Origin of the sequence: Steroidobacter agaridevorans (assembly GCF_009932555.1) — a bacterium.
Classification (GTDB): Bacteria; Pseudomonadota; Gammaproteobacteria; order Steroidobacterales; family Steroidobacteraceae; genus Steroidobacter; species Steroidobacter agaridevorans.
In genome coordinates, this window is the sequence record NZ_BLJO01000013.1 from 25634 (window position 1) to 43152 (window position 17519).

17 protein-coding genes and 1 tRNA gene are annotated in these 17519 nt (G+C 58.1%); 9 read left to right on the forward strand and 9 right to left on the reverse strand.

All coding sequences use genetic code 11. The features are described from left to right. Positions 1-15: 15 nt before the first annotated feature. On the reverse strand, positions 16-564 hold the full coding sequence (locus GYH35_RS33255; RefSeq protein WP_161816562.1) for a cupin domain-containing protein: 549 nt from the start codon (positions 562-564) through the stop codon (positions 16-18). A 145-nt stretch (positions 565-709) separates the two neighbouring features. Here GYH35_RS33255 and GYH35_RS33260 point away from each other — a divergent pair, with 145 nt between their 5' ends. Further along, positions 710-2029: an aspartate aminotransferase family protein gene (locus GYH35_RS33260; RefSeq protein ID WP_161830619.1), complete on the forward strand. Its 1320-nt coding sequence runs from the start codon at positions 710-712 to the stop codon at positions 2027-2029. A gap of 68 nt (positions 2030-2097) precedes the next feature. Here the strand turns inward: GYH35_RS33260 and GYH35_RS33265 are convergent, their stop codons facing one another. The 3 genes from GYH35_RS33265 to GYH35_RS33275 form a co-directional block, all read right to left on the reverse strand. Continuing rightward, the gene (locus GYH35_RS33265; protein ID WP_161830620.1) at positions 2098-2826 is read right to left on the reverse strand and encodes a TorF family putative porin; all 729 of its coding nucleotides are present in this window, start codon (positions 2824-2826) and stop codon (positions 2098-2100) included. Between the two features lie 283 nt (positions 2827-3109). Next, a complete protein-coding gene (locus tag GYH35_RS33270) occupies positions 3110-3478 on the reverse strand; it encodes a cupin domain-containing protein (RefSeq protein WP_161816559.1) in 369 nt (122 codons plus the stop codon). 121 nt (positions 3479-3599) lie between these two features. After that, the gene (locus GYH35_RS33275) at positions 3600-4304 is read right to left on the reverse strand and encodes an OmpA family protein (protein ID WP_161830621.1); all 705 of its coding nucleotides are present in this window, start codon (positions 4302-4304) and stop codon (positions 3600-3602) included. Between the two features lie 383 nt (positions 4305-4687). On the opposite strand from GYH35_RS33275, the gene GYH35_RS33280 reads away from it, so the two are divergent. Continuing rightward, complete coding sequence (locus GYH35_RS33280) at positions 4688-6589, forward strand: hypothetical protein (RefSeq protein WP_161830622.1); 1902 nt, start codon at positions 4688-4690, stop codon at positions 6587-6589. 55 nt (positions 6590-6644) lie between these two features. Here the strand turns inward: GYH35_RS33280 and GYH35_RS33285 are convergent, their stop codons facing one another. Continuing rightward, entirely contained in the window at positions 6645-7418 is a 774-nt protein-coding gene (locus tag GYH35_RS33285; RefSeq protein WP_161816557.1) for an SDR family NAD(P)-dependent oxidoreductase, read from the reverse strand. Between the two features lie 260 nt (positions 7419-7678). Between GYH35_RS33285 and GYH35_RS33290 the strand changes: the two genes are divergently transcribed. Next, a tRNA-Met gene (locus tag GYH35_RS33290) sits at positions 7679-7755 on the forward strand. 57 nt (positions 7756-7812) lie between these two features. Here GYH35_RS33290 and GYH35_RS33295 read toward each other — a convergent pair. The 4 genes from GYH35_RS33295 to GYH35_RS33310 are packed head-to-tail and all read right to left on the reverse strand — an operon-like array spanning position 7813 to position 9082. Next, a complete protein-coding gene (locus GYH35_RS33295) occupies positions 7813-8088 on the reverse strand; it encodes a site-specific integrase (protein ID WP_161830623.1) in 276 nt (91 codons plus the stop codon). A 15-nt stretch (positions 8089-8103) separates the two neighbouring features. Continuing rightward, on the reverse strand, positions 8104-8298 hold the full coding sequence (locus GYH35_RS33300; RefSeq protein WP_161830624.1) for a site-specific integrase: 195 nt from the start codon (positions 8296-8298) through the stop codon (positions 8104-8106). Positions 8299-8332: 34 nt separating this feature from the next. Beyond that, positions 8333-8881, reverse strand: a complete 549-nt coding sequence (locus GYH35_RS33305; protein ID WP_161830625.1) for a hypothetical protein — start codon at positions 8879-8881, stop codon at positions 8333-8335. Between the two features lie 45 nt (positions 8882-8926). After that, on the reverse strand, positions 8927-9082 hold the full coding sequence (locus GYH35_RS33310) for an Arm DNA-binding domain-containing protein (RefSeq protein WP_161830626.1): 156 nt from the start codon (positions 9080-9082) through the stop codon (positions 8927-8929). Between the two features lie 989 nt (positions 9083-10071). Between GYH35_RS33310 and GYH35_RS33315 the strand changes: the two genes are divergently transcribed. From GYH35_RS33315 to GYH35_RS33340, 6 genes are all read left to right on the forward strand, one after another. Beyond that, on the forward strand, positions 10072-13227 hold the full coding sequence (locus GYH35_RS33315; RefSeq protein ID WP_161830627.1) for a hypothetical protein: 3156 nt from the start codon (positions 10072-10074) through the stop codon (positions 13225-13227). Between the two features lie 17 nt (positions 13228-13244). Next, entirely contained in the window at positions 13245-13712 is a 468-nt protein-coding gene (locus GYH35_RS33320; protein ID WP_161830628.1) for a hypothetical protein, read from the forward strand. Further along, positions 13709-14944, forward strand: a complete 1236-nt coding sequence (locus GYH35_RS33325) for a phosphorylase family protein (RefSeq protein ID WP_161830629.1) — start codon at positions 13709-13711, stop codon at positions 14942-14944. Before GYH35_RS33320 ends, GYH35_RS33325 begins: the two co-directional genes overlap by 4 nt. A 15-nt stretch (positions 14945-14959) precedes the next feature. Continuing rightward, on the forward strand, positions 14960-15472 hold the full coding sequence (locus tag GYH35_RS33330) for a hypothetical protein (RefSeq protein WP_161830630.1): 513 nt from the start codon (positions 14960-14962) through the stop codon (positions 15470-15472). A 66-nt stretch (positions 15473-15538) separates the two neighbouring features. Next, positions 15539-15799 (forward strand): helix-turn-helix domain-containing protein, encoded by a 261-nt coding sequence (locus GYH35_RS35565; protein WP_161830631.1) that lies wholly within the window; start codon positions 15539-15541, stop codon positions 15797-15799. Between the two features lie 337 nt (positions 15800-16136). Next, positions 16137-17180 carry an outer membrane beta-barrel protein gene (locus GYH35_RS33340; RefSeq protein WP_161830632.1) on the forward strand — a complete coding sequence of 348 codons (1044 nt, stop codon included), beginning with the start codon at positions 16137-16139 and terminating at the stop codon, positions 17178-17180. The last annotated feature ends 339 nt before the right edge of the window (positions 17181-17519 follow it).

Genomic DNA, 17519 nt, shown 5'->3' on the forward strand with positions numbered 1-17519 from the left:
CGCAAGGTAAAAAGTTCAGAAAGTCGGCGGCGTGCTGGCGCTGACGATTTCGCAGGGCTCGTCGCCGGCGTTGCGGAACCGGTGCGGAACCGCGCTGGCGAAATAGTACGCGTCTCCGGGCCCGAGCACTCTGCTTTGACCACCTACGGTCAATTCAATATGGCCCGTCAGAACGATGCCGCCCTCTTCGCCCTTGTGGCTCAGCATGTCCGCGCCGGTGTCGGCCTTCGGCCGATATCGTTCGTGCATGATGGTCATGGCGCGATTGGTCCGCTTCGCCGCCACCAGCCGCAGCGATACATCGCGATCGCCGATGTCCGCCAGCTCGTCGCGGGCGTAGAACACTTGGGGAGTTTCCTGCAAATCCAAGGTGAAGAAGTCGGCCAGCGACATCGGCACGCCATCCAGCACCTTTTTCAGCGAGCTCACCGAGGGACTGACCCGATTCTGCTCGATCAGCGAAATGGTGCCGTTGGTGACGCCGGCGCGCTTGGCCAGCTCGCGCTGGGACAGCCCGTACATCATGCGGACCGCCTTCAGATGACCGCCTACATCGATGCTCATGGGCCGCCTCGCTCACAGGAAGGTGTTTAGGATAATAGACACGCCCTTCTGGCAGCCAGCATTTTTTCGCGCGTATTTGAGCGGCGTGTCGATTTTTCTTATCATCGCCACGCTCCATCGTTCCCCAGCGAATCAGGCGGTTCCCATGTCTTCTGCCCTCACGCGCGATGCTCTCGAAGCCTTCTGGATGCCTTTCACCGCGAACCGGCAATTCAAAGATCAGCCGCGCCTGCTGGCCCGAGCCGAAGGCATGCATTACTGGACGCCCGACGGCCGCAAGGTACTCGATGGCTGCGCCGGCCTGTGGTGCGTAAATGCGGGCCATGGCCGTAAAGAGATCACCGCCGCCGTCGCCGAGCAGATGGCGACGCTGGATTACGCACCGACGTTTCAGATGGGGCATCCCGCCGGCTTCGAGCTCGCGAACCGGCTCATCAAACTCACGCCCGGCGCTCTGAATCATGTGTTCTTCACCAACTCCGGCTCGGAGTCGGTGGACACCGCGCTGAAAATTGCGATCGCGTATCACCGGGTCAAAGGCGAGGCCTCGCGTCAGCGGCTGATCGGTCGCGAGAAGGGTTATCACGGCGTCGGCTTCGGCGGTATTTCGGTGGGCGGCCTGTCGAACAATCGCAAGTACTTCGGCGCGATGCTGCCGGGCGTAGATCATCTGCGTCACACGCTCGACATCGAACACAACGCATTCACTCGCGGCGTGCCCGAATGGGGCGCGCATCTCGCGGATGACCTGGAGCGCTTGGTGGCGCTACACGATGCGTCGACCATCGCTGCGGTGATCGTCGAACCGATGGCGGGCTCGGCCGGCGTCATCCTTCCGCCGAAGGGCTATCTGCAAAAGCTGCGGGCCATCTGCGACAAGCACGGCATTCTGTTGATCTTCGATGAAGTCATCACCGGCTTCGGCCGCCTGGGCACAGCGTTCGGCGCGCAGTATTTCGACGTGATGCCCGACATCATCACGACCGCGAAGGGGCTGACGAACGGCGCCATTCCGATGGGCGCGGTGTTCGTGCGCAAACAGATCTACGACGCGTTCATGAAAGGTCCGGACGGCATCGAGTTTTTCCACGGCTACACCTACTCGGCACATCCCGCCGCCTGCGCAGCCGGGCTCGCGACCCAAGAAATATACGAGCGCGAAGGCTTGCTGACGCGCGGCGCCGACCTGGCGAAAGCGTGGGAAGACGCGGTTCACTCGCTGCGCTCAGCGCCGAACGTCATCGACATTCGCAACCTCGGCCTGGTCGCCGGCATCGAGCTGCAGCCTCGCGCCGGAGCAGTCGGTGCGCGCGGCTACGAAGCGTTGGTGAAGTGCTTCGAGAAAGGCATCCTGATCCGCACCACCGGCGACACCATCGCGCTCTCGCCGCCGCTGATCATCTCGACAGCACAGATCGACGAGCTCATCACGCGAATTGGCGAAGTGCTGAAGACCATCGCGTAAAGAAAAAAGCCCCGCACTCGCGTGCGGGGCTCTTGTTTCAAACAAATCTCAGCGGATCAGACCGACGATCAGTCGTTGCTCCACGGGAACGTGGTGGCGATCGTGAAGATCACGCGAGACTCGGAGCTGAACACATCGTCCGGCGTACCGTCGGATGCCTCCAGATCGCTACCGTCAACCCACTTCAGCGCAAGGTTGAACTTGTTAATGGTGTAGCCGACGCCCACGGAGTAGTCGAAGTATTCGTCGCCAAGGCCAGCCTCGGCAAGGTCATCCCAATAGTCGCCGCCGCTAAAACCGACGTGCGCCAGAATGGAGAAATTCTGCGGCAGCGGAAACGTGCCGTTTGCTTCGATGTAGTAGGCCGGCGTATCGCCATTAGTCGTGTCGCCGCCGAAATCAGGCGAGTACCACAGCTTGCCCTTGAACCAGTCCTTGCTGATGCTGCCGTACGCTTCGATGTAGTCGAAGTCGTTCTCGTCCGGGTAAGCGTAGTAGACGAGGCCCACGTCATAGCCGAGGCCGCCTTCGCTGGTGCCCGAGAAGCCGGTGTACACGTCCACTTCCAAATCGACGTCGGCGGGACCGAAGTCCACGTTGCTACCCCAGGCGCCGATGTACCAGCCGCTATCGGCAGCGAAATCGACGCTGCCCTGAATCGCCGGATCCTGGGCGGACTGGGTAATGCCGCGGAAGTCGTAGTCGTTGGTCAATGTCCAGGTCGATGACACACCGGCGTTGGCCACCGTCGCCGCCCCCAACAACCCGAGTGCCGCCAGAATCCTGAAATTTCGCATGGGTCTCCCCTTGTGGTGAGAAAGATACACGCCACGGTCGGCATGTTGTTGAAATTACTGTCGTTGGCCAGATTGACGCAAACTTGCAGCTAAAACGCCACAAGGACCCGTCCCTCAGCATAATGCAGCAAGCATGCCAAGGCCTTCAGGAAGGCGCCCTGCCAATCAGAGCCCAGCAATGATGCGGTTCTTTGCTGATTCGTAACAAAGTATTGCTGGAGCCCTGCCATGCGCAATGATGGCGCAGCCGCGCCAATATGGGGCGTCGGTCATAGAGCCTGCACTAAGCCGGCTCATAGATGACGTAGAGCTTGGCCGTCGGCTCCAAGACCTCCCACACCCCGCTGAACCCAGCGGGAATGACGAAGGAGGCCCCGGCGGAGAACGTCCAGCCGCGGCCCGACTCGTGCTCGATGCGCACGCGGCCGCGAGTGATATAGCAGAACTCGTTTTCAGAATAACGAACCCGCCACTTGCCCGGCGTGCTCTCCCAGACACCAGCGAAAAAGCGGCCAGTGCTATCGCTGAAGTAGTTGCGCGCGACCTGCTCGGGATGGCCATCGATCAAACGATCCGCAGGTGGCTTGGAGTGCGTGGTCTCGGGAGCGGTCGCGCCGAAGTCCACGATCAACGAACTGGCGATTTCGGACATCACGATGCTCGCTAGGCACATTTAAGGACCCCGACTGTAGAAGGTGACAGGGGTGATGGCTACTGCAAATGCCGTTAAGAAAACGGCCGGTGGCCTGAGCCACCGGCCGTGTGCACGAGCGTCACTCGTTACGAGCCACCGCGGAGGTGGCTGTGGGTCGGATGGACAGACTCACCCGACGCTCCCACGCATACGCCTCCAGATCTCCTTTCGGCGCCGTGGTCAGATCCGAGCCATGAGCAGACAACTGAATCTGCTCCGGCGCAGCACCGCCACGAATCAACGCTTCGCGCACTGCATTCGCACGCTCCAGCGACAGCTCGAGATTCTTCTCGGACTTGCCGCGCGGATCGGCGAATCCATGCAGCTGCACTTCCAGCTCACCATGCAGCGCCAGCAACTTGCCGAGGTCCTCCAGCTTGCTCGCCACGTCGGCTTCCATCGTCGCGTCATTGGTACGGAACAACACATCGGCATGCAGACGCTGCGCCAGCGCATCGAGCATTTCATCGCCACCGGTGCGCTCGCTGGCCTTGGCCAGCGCAATGCGCGTGTCGATCAGCTCCTGCTCGAGCTTCTGAGACTGCTCTTCCATCTGCTTGGCCTGCAGCTGCGCACGATTCGCCGTGCCGACGCTGTCCCCGAGAATGCCGCCGAACATGAAGCCCACCGCCGCACCGATCGGGCCACCGACGATGGCGCCCGCCGCCGCGCCGCTGAACATGCCGACGCCTTCTTCCTTCGTGAGTTTGTTCTTTTCACCCGCTTGAGCCGCACCCGCACTCATCGCCAGGGCCACCGCAGTCACCAACACTTTCTTGAACATAGTCGCGCTCCTCTCTCGAACCCCCGTCGTTGCTCCCCTGTGGGAGGCGGGTGACGTTTGCCCGTGAGTGCTATTCAAAGCCCGGATGCGGACTCAATCCGTGGTGCGCTATGGCGAGGCAGCGAAGGAATGTGGCGAATTGTGGCCGCGCGCGTGTGCTGCTCGTCACAGCTCGCGACGATGCACGATGACTCCGCTCACAGATCGAAAGGTCATATCCAAGTTTGGATATGAGCCCCGCCTGACGCGTCGGTACGTTGCCACCCGTTATCGCAATCGAGCCTGCCTGCATCCTTCTGGCCAACGCGGATGTGACGGCGGTCGCACTCGCTCGAGCATGCGCAAATCGGTTTTCTCGGAATACAAACGGAGTGGACAGAGAGATGTTTGAATCGAACAAAGTACGCACGCGTGCGCGGCTCGCGGCAGCGATTGCATCGGCATTGCTCCTCGCTGCCTGCGGCGGCGGCGGTGGCGGCAGCAATACCGGCGGCACTGGCGGCACTGGCGGCACTGGCGGGACTGGTGGAACTGGTGGAACCGGTGGAACCGGTGGTACCGGCGGTACTGGTGGAACCGGTGGCACCGGTGGAACTGGCGGTACTGGTGGAACCGGCGGCACTGGCGGCACTCCGCCGGTCACGATTTCCGGCAAGGCCGCTGACGGCTATCTCTCTGGCGCGACCGTCTGCCTGGACGTCAACGCGAATATGAGCTGCGACACGAACGAGCCCACCGCGACCACGGGCGCGGGCGGCGCATTCACGCTGACGATTCCGGAAGGCACCACCGCGTCGGAGCATCCGATCGTCGTCCAGGTGAGCGCGTCGACCGTCGACGAAGATACCGGCACTGCCGTGGGCAAACCCTATGTTCTGAGCGCGCCTGCTGGCGAATCTGATTTCATCAGCCCGCTGACGACCGTGGTGCATGGACTGTTGCAGCAGAATCCCGCGCTGACCGTTGAAGACGCCGTCACCCAGGTCAAGCTGAGCATCGGCGCAAGCGCCGACATCAGCGTGTTCGAAGACTACGTGGCCGCGAAGCAGGACTCGAGCAACACGGCGGCAGGTGAGTACGAGCGCCTCCATCGTGTCGCGCAGGTCGCCGCGAAAGCGCTGGCCGAAAATCACGAAGACATCATGGCCGCTGCGAACACGCAGGGCATCGACACGACCGAAGCCAATGCTGCCCTGTTGGCGCTGGTCACCAGCCAAGTGTTCGATGGACTGCAGAGCGCGGCGAACGCCGTGGATGAAGCCGGTGAATCGTTCGATATCGATGCCGTGACCGTGCCGCCCGCGGACTTTGCCGATCTGGCTCAGCAGATCGAATCCGCCGAACAGGCCGCGAGCAGCGCCAAGCTCTCGATCGAGTCGCTGCTGAATCAGGGCGCGTACTGGCTGTGGTCCGATCAGGATGAGTTCGAGTACGGCTTCGTGAAAGCCAGCAGCGAGCCGAACCGGATCGTGGAAAGCTGGTCCTTCTACGAGGCTGGCGCATGGACCACCTCGGACGAGCTCGAAGATGCGTTCTATCTCAGCGCCGAAGGCTGGGCGGAAGCCACCGACTCAGGCGCGGGCTATGTCGTGACTCACCAGTCGGACGGCACGGCGATTCTGGATCTCGAAGGCACGAACTTCTCGCTGAAGTTCAGCGCGGCCGAGCTGGATGTGGCCGGCAAGCCGATCAAGGATTATCTCGGCTACGTGTCGCACCAGCCCGTTGCGGAAACGATCGCGGGCGATCCGGTGTTTTCGAGCGGCGCCAAGGTCTACCAGGTCAACTTCATTGTTAGAAACGACGCGTACGTGCTCTACAACTGGTATGACTGCGAAGGGCAGCCGCATACCGATTTGGAAGGCAACTGCAACGTCCTGTACGGTTATGTGAACGGGGAGTTCCGCCCCGCGCACAGCTTCGCGGAGCTGATCTATCCGAGCGCGCCGAATGGCGTCGGCAACTGGTTCAGCGTCGGCGATGGCCTTGAAATCCGTGTGGTCGCGAACGGCACCCTGGAGATCACCGACAAGAATGAGGACGATCAGCGGTCGCTGGGCCAGTGGGAATATCGGACCGTGCATGGTGAGCAGATCATGATGCTCACCCTGCCGAGCCGCTTCACGCCGCGCCTCTGGGACCAGGGCCAGCAGATCGTGGCGGTGCGCGGTGGCTTCGCGCGTCGCGGCGTGTTCACTCCTGCGGGCACGGCTGAGACGATCGGCGAAGTCCAGTTCAACGAGACGGCCTTCACCGACATCCAGAACGGCTCCAGCGTCTACTGATCGGAGCCCGGAAGAAAAGGCGCGCGGCGGAGCGATCCGCCGCGCGCTTCGTTATTTATAGATTGCTGCTGAGATGGCCGCCGTCGACCACGATGGTCGCGCCATTCATATAACTCGATGCATCCGACGCCAGCAGTAACAGCGGCCCTTCCAACTCTTCGAGCTTGCCGAGGCGCCGGGACGGCATGCGCTTGATCATCGCCGCGCCACCGTCGGTATCGAAAAATTCTTTGTTGATGTCGGTCGCGAAATATCCGGGCGCGATGCCATTCACGCGAATCCTGTAACGCGCGAGCTCCAGCGCCATCGACTTCGTGAGCTGAGTGAGCCCCGCTTTGGATGCAGCGTACGGCGCAATCTGCCCCGCCTGCCTGAAACTCAAAATGGACTCGATGTTGATGATGCTGCCGCCCTTGCCGTCGGCTTTCATCCGCCGCGCGACCTCGGTGGCCACCAGAAACGCGCCGCGCAGATTCACATTCATCACGGCATCGAAATCTTCCTCGGTCTGCTCCAGCAGCGGCTTGCCGATCGACACCCCCGAGTTATTGACGAGCACATCGATGCGCCCCAACGTTTGCTCGATCGCCTGCACCGCCTGCCGCACCGACGCGCTGTCGGCTACATCGAGCTTGGCCGTCGCAGCCACCCCACCCGACTCGAGAATTTCCGCGGCGATCGACTCCAACGCATCCATCCGGCGCGCAGCCAATCCCACCTTCGCCCCTTCACTCGCCAACACGCGCGCGAAATGAGCGCCGAAGCCGCTCGACGCGCCCGTGATCAACACAACTTTGCCCCGCACTGAAAATCGCTGGCTGCTACTCATGGACCCACTCCCCCTGGACGCGGGGGACTGTAGCAAACCAGCCTTGCGGAAAAGCCATCGGAAGTGACGTAGGCTCGCCGCCCGCCCCGGCTCATCGGCGAAGCGTTCGCCGCCGGTTATCAGGCAAAGCCGGCATTTTCACCCCAGAAGCCGCAATCCCCGGCCGCTCGTCTTGACACCCCGGACGCCCCCCTGGAGAATCGCCGCCCCCGCTTCCCGGGAACCGCCTTCCGCGCGGCCCCACTGGCGGAAAACGGCTTGGAAAGGTAGCTCAGCCGGTTAGAGCACGGCACTCATAATGCCGGGGTCGAGGGTTCGAGTCCCTCCCTTTCCACCATACATTTCCCTTAGCATACAACGACTTAAGCCCGTGAACCGGGGCTCCAGTGCCAAATCAGCGCCAAATTCCGCATGCTGGAATGGCCGTTCTGGCACCAATCGGAGCCGGATCGCCGAACGTGGACTCGTCGCCATTGCTCGCTTGATCGATTCCAGATCTTCGGCCTGCGAACCCCTCGATCCAGGCACCGTAGGTTTCGAGCATCGTGGACACGCTGTGCCCATGTTGCTTGGCGACCCAGAGCAGGTTCTTTCCGATCATCAGATTCCAACTCACGAATGAGTGGCGTGCGTTGTACGGCTCGCGATAGCGCGCCTTCAGCGTCATCATCAACGTCCAGCGCCATCAATCATAGGGATGGTTCAAATCGCGAAGCGGCTTGCCATCATCACGAAAGAACAGATAGTCGTGATGGATCTTGCCGGCGAGCTTGAATCGCGCTCTCAAGGCGAGTTGACGTTTCAGCACGTCGATGGCGCGCGGACACAGTTCGACCAGGCGGTCCTCGCCCGTCTTCGTCCGATCCTTGTTGCGCCTCATCACGCACGCCTTGCTCACCTTAAGCTTGCTTGGCTTAGATCACAGTCATCCACCAGCAACGCAATCTGCTCGGACGGTCGCAGGCCCGTGAAGAATCGAAACTCATCATAGTTACCTGCGCTTCGCCGCAGTCGAGATGGATGGCGGCGATGAGCGCCTCCGCCTCCTGAATGGAAAACGGATCAGGCACGCCTCGATCCTTCTTGGTCAGACGGAAGCATTTCAGGGCTGTGGCTGGATTGTGCTTCTCGGGATGATCTCGATAGCCGTACTCGAATGCACAGCGGATGATGCTCACGACATTGTTATGCGTCTTCTTTGAGATGTCCCACTTGCTATCCACGATCTTGGATAGCCGAGAGTACTTCACCCCCTCGAAGGCCTCATTGCCAATCTCAGGCCTCCACACTGAATCAAGGATCTTGCGATAACTCTCCACGATTGCGAAGGCGAGATCAGTCTTCGCCATGCGTGATTCGCAATGAAGCATGAAGTCGTCGAGGACCTGATCGCAGGCGCGAGGCGCCTCGGCAGGCGCAATGACTTCCAGGTCTCGATAGTCGGGGAACTCGTCCTCGAACACAAACGCGCCCGCGACGATTCGTTTCTTGATCTCAATCAGTTCTTTTCACGCACGACGCAGGTTCGCTTCGGAGGGGATTCGCTTGACGCTCGGTCGATAGCGCTTGCCTTCGTACTCGAAGTCAAACTGTATCCGGTCTCGTGCCGGCGCGACGATGATGGGCACGTCGCTGCGCCCGGGTCCGCCCGGGTCAGCTGGCATGACGCGCCCTCCATGCAAGCCACTCTGAATGGCAACTTGCGTCCAAGCACCGTTCCTTCATCCGTTTCGACAAGCGCAGGTGAGACGTGACATCTCGCGCAGACCCGCTTCCATTGCGTGAATGCATGCTCATGGGTCGTGTTCATGACGTGGTTCCGACTGCTTAGAGGCGAGTTGTCACGTAGAACATGTTTCATGAGCAGGCTTCGATCGTCATCTGTCGAAATCGCGCTTAAATCGGCGAAACTCATCGGTCCCTCGTAAACGCCGCTGCGCCACCTCCGACAAACGTTGCGCAGAGTTCAGTGGCGAGCTTTCCGCACATGGCCAGCGCTACTCCGGCCGTTGCGTTCCTCCAGCACATCAATGATCCGAACCACAAAGCGCTGCTGTGCCTTGGAAAGTCCCTGGAGGCGCTCCGCATGTCGCATCGCTCTCGGCGAGAGCCGCCCTTTCCTGATTGAGCGAGGAGTGATGCCAAGGAGTTGATCCATGGACACTTTGTCCGGCCAGGACAACTGCAACACCCCAACGTGCCGGTTCCACTGCTAGCTGGAAATGTGTAGCCGCGCACATAATCCAATGCCAAGCCATTGACCCACGACACAGTTACTCAATCTTTGTCAACAGAAGATTAGGAGCAGCGCGGGTCCTGGGGTACTGGGTACAGGAGCACCGATGACCAAGACAGAGAAAGAAAGGTTATATTTACGGGGAACGCTATGCCGAGTTGAAGACCTGCAGCTTAAGAAGAATGCAAAACGAACGAGCGCATCGTTGAAGGCAAGGAGGAAGACGGGCGGACCTTCATCCTCAGCTCCCTTAAATCGAACCGGATCTCAAGTGTGCCTGTGCCTTCATTGATGGAAAGTCGTTAGTCGTTCTCAGTGGGGGAGGAAGGAATCTGCCGGCTTGAGACGCACGGTCATCGCGCGGATCGAAATATACGAGGCGGGTGACCGGCGTGAATCTGTCAATGGACTGCTTCTGTGGAAAGTGACCAGAAGATGCGGACATCATCAATAAATAATCTGATCAGAAACTATGCCAGGGGTGGCGCCTCTTATCGCGAGCTTCGCCTTCGAATCGCCGAGGCGATTACAACCCAAAAAGAAAGCGTTGAGATGTTGTCGGAGTTCTTGGGCAAGGAGCTTTTCGATCTAAAGAACGACACGTGGGTCAATCTGGCACTTACCGATAAAGATTGGACATATATAGCCCGGCTTCGCGCGGCCAATGGTCACCGTTTCGATCGCAGCTATCTTAACCTGACCCTAAACTATATTGCGGCGAACGCTGATCGCGTAAGGGCGATGTACAACGCAGAGGCTGCGGTGTCTAGGTTATTGCTCAGCGAGGGGCCAGACGCCGCCGATCTGCACCAACAAACGCTAGACAAGAAGGATCAGCAGTCACTTTTCTCCTTTAGGCTCGCTTGCGCGCTGCACCACTCAGCGAAGGACGAGCTTGTAGCGTACTTCTCCGGTATCCACTACTCGGCGTGGATGCGCAAGCGCTTTTTGTATCCGTTCGTCTATTTTTTCATTAACCGCCCACCCGATGATTTTATTGATCATCACTTATCGCACTTGCTCCCACCCGGCTATGAGAACGCACAAGAGCGAGCGGTGATTGAGTTCCTCCTTAAGGACGAACTGGCCTATGACGCATCATTCTCCTTCAAGTGCTACGTGGCCTTGACGGTCCATCCATACGATGCGTGTGAGATCCTGCTTAACCATTGTGAAGCCACGTACGCCAAGAATGGCATGCTTGGAGAGCTTGAAAGACGGGCGATCGAAGCAGTAATTGATGTGGTCCCGACCTCCAGAAGTGAGCTCTTGCCCGCCTTGTTCGGCAAAGAAAACTGCCTCCGAGAGTTTCGTTCGGATATCCAACAAGATATCGAGAGCTGCTTCCCTAAAGAAGAATTCGGCGGTGCGATTGATTCGCTCTTAGGGACTGCGGTTACGGACGGGAGGCAGCCGCACTCATTGAATCAATTCGTTAGGGCTGCCGCGCAACTGCGCCTGAAGCATTACCCTCATGTGTTCGATTACGAAATCGTGGTTTCTTTCGCGCGAGCATATTGGTTCACTGGCGCAGGACGTGTACTCGGAGCGTATCTTACCTCCCTGTATTTGCTGCCGAGAAGAGAGAGACCATTTGAGCTTAGAGAACTGTTTAGGCTCGCGGGATTCTGCGGAGGAATTACCCCTCTCGTAGCAACCGCTCCTCGCGGCTTTCAGCACGTTGTTACGAAGATCCCCAACTTGTCACCTTCGGCACTTACGGACCACGTCGCACTGTTGAACTCACCTCGAGGCACGCGATCGGATCGTGTGTGGCTCAATCAGGTTCACTTCGAACTTAGTAGCCTGGAGCATGCAGGCCACTTTAGACCTTGGCTTCAGAGGGTCTTTGAATCGTTACCGGTGATGCCCGGATATCTGACCGGCATTGACTGGTCGTGGTTCGCGGAGATGGTAAGGCTAGTCAGGATCGAACCATTCCGGTCTCCTGCTGGAATCTATGCCCTATTACTTCAGTACGTGGAAGGGCGTAGGAAGGAAACCAATACACTGAGAATAGCCGTAGAGCCGGCAGCCAAGGCCGCGGGTGGTTTGGACAGCTTTCTCAAGTGGTGCTTTCGCTCCTTCGGGGATAAAGCAGTCCCGCTGGTGAGATACTTCCTCACGGCAGATATGCTGTTGTGGCTCCAGCTTGAGAGCAACTACGTTGCGGCGCTGAGCAGCCGAATGCGATGCATTGAGATGTGCGCACGGGAGTTCGGGTTCGGACCTCTTCTCTCAGAGGAGACCATAGTTCAAGAACAAAAGGCCTACACCGCAGCACTACTCGCGATCAACGTGGGCGCAAATCAGTTTGAAATCTCGTGGGACATCCTGAAGAAGGATGTCGCCCTTGCTCAGGGCGACGTTTACAACGCCTATCTAGCATTCCGTGAAGATGACGATTCAAGTGCAATTCTTACTCTGGCCAAGCAGGAAACGGACTACTATTTTGCAATTGGTCAACGTGCCAGGTATTTGATAGTCAACCGTGATTGGCCGCTCTTCAGCGTGATCGCGGGGATAATTGACACTTTCATGGAGCACCCGGCTCAGGGAATTGAGTCGTTACTCGCAATTCGAATTCGTCACAACACTCTGCGGAGGGAGTACTTAGCAGCGGTGGCTCAGATAAATCGAGCCAACATCCCCAATGTTTCTGGTGCCGACCGCGAGTACATCGTGCCAAAGTTTGAGGCGACTGTTGGGCGCGTCGTTCAGGAGTGGGTAGATAAGTATATGCATCAAAAAAGACCGAATAAGGTTCATGCCGTGTTCGACTTTGTTCCTGGCCAGGAAGACCTTGATGGATTGCTCGATAGCTGCCGTAACCACTCCGAGCATGGGCGGACTTTCGACGAGGTGTCACGTTGGATAAAGATGCGATTGGATGCGCAATTGCAGACAGCGCGCTCACTTCTTTCGAAGGAATTGAGGGCAACTCTCCAAACCGAGATAGAGAACCGCATTGTCACTCTACAGATCGAGGAGCCGTACATCCACTCGATCCGTGAAATTGGGCGTGTGCTCGTGGCTGCACTGAACCAGCAAACGGACAAGCTTATGGAGTGGTTTGCTATGCCATCTGTCACGGGCACAAATGTTGCCATTGATGACCTTCACTTAGCCGTATGCGAGCGATTTCAGACGGAGATCGATGGTGGCACGCTGGCTCTTGGAAGGCCGACAGGGCGGCATGCGCCTCTCATCCTAAAAGATAACGTCAGGATGGTATATGACTTGTGGTGCGAAGGGGTCTTGAACGCGGTCAAGCACTCTGGATTGATGGTGTCCCGAGTTCGGATAAGCAGTTACCGAAACAGCAGGTTCTCCGGACTGATGATTTCATCCAAACGTGCGTGCTTGGATAAGGCAGAGCAAGACGTCGCAGGACACCCGTACACGTCGGTTCACGATGCGTTGTTTCGCGATGTTGAATCCGGGTTGGCGAAGATCGCTTCCTTGTCCGCCTCGGTTGTGGGTGACGCAGTGGTAGTTAGAGCCGTGAAGAGGCCGCGCTTCTTTCACCTTGTCGTCCCCTTAGTCAGGCTGAATCCGGTGCTAGTAATATGAAGCAAAAGAGGCGCGTCTTGGTGATTGAGGACGAAGACACCAAGTTTGGAGATATAGAAAGTGTCCTATCGGGTATAAACCTCGCATCTGGCCTGGAGATCATTAGGGCGAGAACTGCAACTGAAGCTGAGTCGCTAATTGAGATTGGCGGCATTGAACTCATGGTTCTTGATATTTCGTTGAACATTTCTGCTGGATCGTTGGGGCCGCTTCGTGGTGGCTTCGCAAATCTTGGTGGCCTGAACGTCGCCGAACGAATGTATATGCATGGACAGAGCTTACGTACGGTCGTCGTGACAGGTTTTGAGTACTTCCCTGCGACGGCTGGCACACGACAAGGTAGCTTTGATTTGATTAGCTTGAAGGACATCGAGGCACGAGCTGCCGAGCTATTCGGGACCGATTTGCTCGGATGCGTTCGATACTCAAGTGAGGGCTGGGATATCAAGCTGGCCGAGTACGCGAAGGGGGCTTTAGAAAAATGAAGATACTGGTCGTGCATGACAGGGCCGAAGTTGCTACCGAGATCGTTTCTCTTTGTGAGGACATCGTTGGGCCATCTGTGTTAGTTGAGCGGGCGAACGATTACGTAACAGCTGTAAATTCTCTTCGGGGCGAGCTGTTTGATCTAGCGATAATTGACCTGACACTTCCACATAGTAATGGCCGGAGCCTCCCGACCTATGAGACGGCGCACAACCTCCTTCGTGAGGTTCTGGAGTCGGACCATATTCAAAGCCCGGGGGATATTGTTGGGATAACCCACGATGAATCAGCACTGGCCGTGCTTTCAAAAGACATTGGGCAACACCTAATGGCGGTGATAGCGGAGGGGGGGAGCGGAGACTGGAGGCGTCAACTCGGCGACAGAATTCGTTATTGCAAGAAGTCTGCTGCCGCACGTCAGATCAGCTATCGGTCACAATATGACTACTCGGTGTGCCTGGTGACCGCGCTAGACAAGGAGTTATCGCCATTCCGCACGATGTTCGAGTTCTCCTCTGAGAAAAGGATGCCAAATGCCCAAGGTTTTGTGTTTCGCGATTCGTTGGGCGCCATGCAACGGGGGGTCGCCTATGCGATTGGTAGGGCCGGAGTTGCTCGGGCGGCAGTGAAAGTGCAGGAGTTGCTTGACTCGTTTCGGCCGCAATTCTTGATAATGTCGGGGTTTTGTGGAGGGGTCGAGGACAAGCTCAAGCTTGGCGATATCGCGATATTTGAGAATGTTTTTGACTGGGACTACGGGAAGTGGAAATCGGGATCCGACCAAACAGTTGAGTTCCTCGCACGTCCAGAGCCAATTTCCATTCGCGATGACGATATCCACCATCTGCTTAGGGCTCTTGTGGAGTCGGGCCTCCCCAACCTGCCTTTAGAGCTCGAGAAGGCAAGGAAATTGTCACCTACGTTTGAAGGCGAAGGTCGATTGCGACTGGTGAGTGCTGCTTCGGGTTCGGCAGTAGTCGCTGACGAGCGAGTAATTAAACGCATTGTTGGACTCAGCGATTCGATCAGTGCTGTTGACATGGAGTCGTACGGGCTCTATCTGGCGGCCAGCGCAAGCTATCTGAAGCGGCCTCAAGTAGTGTGCGTAAAGACCGTGGCTGATTACTGCGATGGAAACAAGCATGATGGTCTTCACGAAGCATGCTGCTACCTAAGTGCGCGTACTACGCATCATCTGATTACTAGGTTGCTTCGGTACGCGAGTGTCTAAAGGTGGTCGACGTGCGTGGCGATAGAAATGCACCATACGGCGCTGATGCACTACAACACTCTCGGGCTTAAAGATGACAAGACAGAATCCGAGCGCTTCATTGCTGCATTCGGCAATGATGCTACCCGGGCCGAGCTCACCCAGAGGCTTGGCAGCGCATCTTTCACTCCGCACTCATTCTCCGCTTCAGCACTGGCGCGAGAGGACGTGCTGCCGACGCGCCCATTGACGCCGCCATCGATGTGCGCAGCGCGATGCTTCACTTTGCCTGCCGACGCAAGGCCGATCCGAATGGATCTTCATGAAGCAACTCGGGACAGGATCTGCGCGACGCTGCCGAATGAACGCAATCAATCGTTTCAGTCTGAGCGCGAGCACTGCGCCGACGGCTCGAGTTGGCACGAAGTGGTGAGCCGCCCAGGCTTTGCTGGAACATGGGTAGTGTGTGCCGTATCGGCGAGCAGTCAGGCTCGAGCGAGCACCTTGGTGGTTCGCTATAAGCTGTTGCATGTACGCCAGATAGGCTAGAGCTTCCGCATCGCCGCCATTGAAGCGAAAGGATGTCGCAGCTGACCGGGGAGCGACGCTGCGCGCGTGGCGGCGCTGGAAAGGCACTACTTCGCCGTCCTATTCCGCAAGTCGATCGGCATGACATTCGTCAGATTCGTCCGCGAGAGGCGAGTTCATCACGCGATGCACCTGCTCGAGCGAAGTTCATCTTCCATCGCATCGATCGCCTGGGCTGTCGGCTACCGGGATTGCACAGGGCTCGCTCGTGTTTTCCGTGAGGCGCTCGGCATGAGCCCACGCAAAGCTCGTCAGCTCCTCTGCTCTGCTTCGGCACGAGTTAGCTGACCGGTCTCTCCGGCCAGAATGGCGCATACGTTTGCACAATGCTCGTTCAGCGCACCAATCTCGGGCGAGCACTCGCCCGGCAAAACCGGCTTTCCGCCGCCCAAGACTCGGTCGGCGCTCAGCAACAAAATGACACAAATCTCCGCCGCTCTCAGTTTACCTCCGAGATACAACCACTTGTGACATCGACAGCAGCGCGTTCTTTCGGACGAAATGGCATTCGAAAGACGCCATGCGCCCTTCAGGCACCTCGCTTGCAGATTTGGACCCCGCTTGCAGTGACTTATCTATATCAACAAACACACAGCATTCAGGGATTCAAGCAATGAGATTGAAGATGAGATCGTTAATCGCGGTGAGCGCAGTTTTGTCGAGCGCAGCGGCGCCCGCCGCCACACTTGCCGAGCTCGCGTCCAAAGTTGAGGCCAGCGGCTGGATCAGTGCGTCCTACATTCATAGCTTCATCGATGAGGACTTGGCGAACACGCGTGCAACGGATATCGAGTCCGATTCCTTCCAACTCAATCAGGCGGTGATCAATCTCGGCACGCCCATCGACCAAGGCTTCGGTGCATTCGTGAGCATCATGCTGGGCGAAGACGCGGATCGGCTCGTCAATACGTCATATGGCGAGGGCGCGGGAGACAAATTTGGCTTGCCCGAAGCGTATATCACTTACGCAGAGGGATTCTGGCTGTTCCGCGCCGGTCGCTTCGGAACGCTAGCGGGCTATGAAGTCGTGAGCGACGCGGCCAATCCGCTATTGTCGCGCTCGCTGCAGTTCCCAGCTGCCGAACCTTACTACCACACTGGGGTGCGCGCGACATACGCCGTATCCGAAGCAATGACTGTGCACCTAGGCCTTAACAACAGCGCGTTCGGCGGCTTCGCCGACGATACGAACGAGCAGAAGACCGTCGAGGCAGGCGTTTCGTTCGCCCTCTCGGATACACTGACGCTCGGCATCTTCGACTACTACGGCGTTGAGAACGACATCGGCGATGTGAACTACTTCGACGTGGTCGCCCAGTTGAAAGCCAGCGATGCGCTCAGCTTTGCGCTGAACCTCGACATGTATTCCGACGACTTCGTGGACATCACGGGTCTCGCCGGATACGCCACCTACAACTTCAGCGACACCTGGGCCGCGACATTGCGGCTCGAAACACTCGACCGCGACTTTGACGAGGGTGCTGATGTCACCATCAACGCCGCGACACTGGCCTTGTCCTATACGCCGGCGCAGGGTTTCCGGCTGCTATTGGAAGCTCGAGTGGACGATGCGGACGAAGATATATTTCTGGATGACGCAACCACCGGCGAGCTGACTCAAACCCAGCCGACGATCGGGATCAAGGCAATCTACTCATTCGGTCTTTGACGCTATTGATCACTGCGGGCTGCAGCACTTCAGCCCGCAGTGATGCCTGATCTGCCGGACATCTTTCGATGCCCAGGACCGTCGCTCGAACGTAGCAAGCAAGCCCCGCTCGAGTGGGCGGCTATCGCTTCCCGGATTGGAATGCAGCGGCCAATTGATGCCCGCACTTACCGATAGAGTCTAATAATTGAGATCGAAATCGAAGTCCTGATCCGAGAAGGCAGCGAAGACATGGAAGTTGTCGGTGGCGGCCAGTGATCCACGAGCGACCATCCACTGCTTTCGGATAAAGTCGCCCATTCAAACCCAACCCCGGGCTTGAGTAGCCGAACAAAGCGT

Bases quoted from the DNA above. Each gene is read 5' to 3' on its own strand.
- GYH35_RS33255 (WP_161816562.1), bottom strand. From the start codon at position 564: ATGAGCATCGATGTAGGCGGTCATCTGAAGGCGGTCCGCATGATGTAC.
- GYH35_RS33260 (WP_161830619.1), top strand. From the start codon at position 710: ATGTCTTCTGCCCTCACGCGCGATGCTCTCGAAGCCTTCTGGATGCCT.
- GYH35_RS33265 (WP_161830620.1), bottom strand. From the start codon at position 2,826: ATGCGAAATTTCAGGATTCTGGCGGCACTCGGGTTGTTGGGGGCGGCG.
- GYH35_RS33270 (WP_161816559.1), bottom strand. From the start codon at position 3,478: ATGTCCGAAATCGCCAGTTCGTTGATCGTGGACTTCGGCGCGACCGCT.
- GYH35_RS33275 (WP_161830621.1), bottom strand. From the start codon at position 4,304: ATGTTCAAGAAAGTGTTGGTGACTGCGGTGGCCCTGGCGATGAGTGCG.
- GYH35_RS33280 (WP_161830622.1), top strand. From the start codon at position 4,688: ATGTTTGAATCGAACAAAGTACGCACGCGTGCGCGGCTCGCGGCAGCG.
- GYH35_RS33285 (WP_161816557.1), bottom strand. From the start codon at position 7,418: ATGAGTAGCAGCCAGCGATTTTCAGTGCGGGGCAAAGTTGTGTTGATC.
- GYH35_RS33295 (WP_161830623.1), bottom strand. From the start codon at position 8,088: ATGATGACGCTGAAGGCGCGCTATCGCGAGCCGTACAACGCACGCCAC.
- GYH35_RS33300 (WP_161830624.1), bottom strand. From the start codon at position 8,298: ATGAGGCGCAACAAGGATCGGACGAAGACGGGCGAGGACCGCCTGGTC.
- GYH35_RS33310 (WP_161830626.1), bottom strand. From the start codon at position 9,082: ATGCCAGCTGACCCGGGCGGACCCGGGCGCAGCGACGTGCCCATCATC.
- GYH35_RS33325 (WP_161830629.1), top strand. From the start codon at position 13,709: ATGAAGATACTGGTCGTGCATGACAGGGCCGAAGTTGCTACCGAGATC.
- GYH35_RS33340 (WP_161830632.1), top strand. From the start codon at position 16,137: ATGAGATCGTTAATCGCGGTGAGCGCAGTTTTGTCGAGCGCAGCGGCG.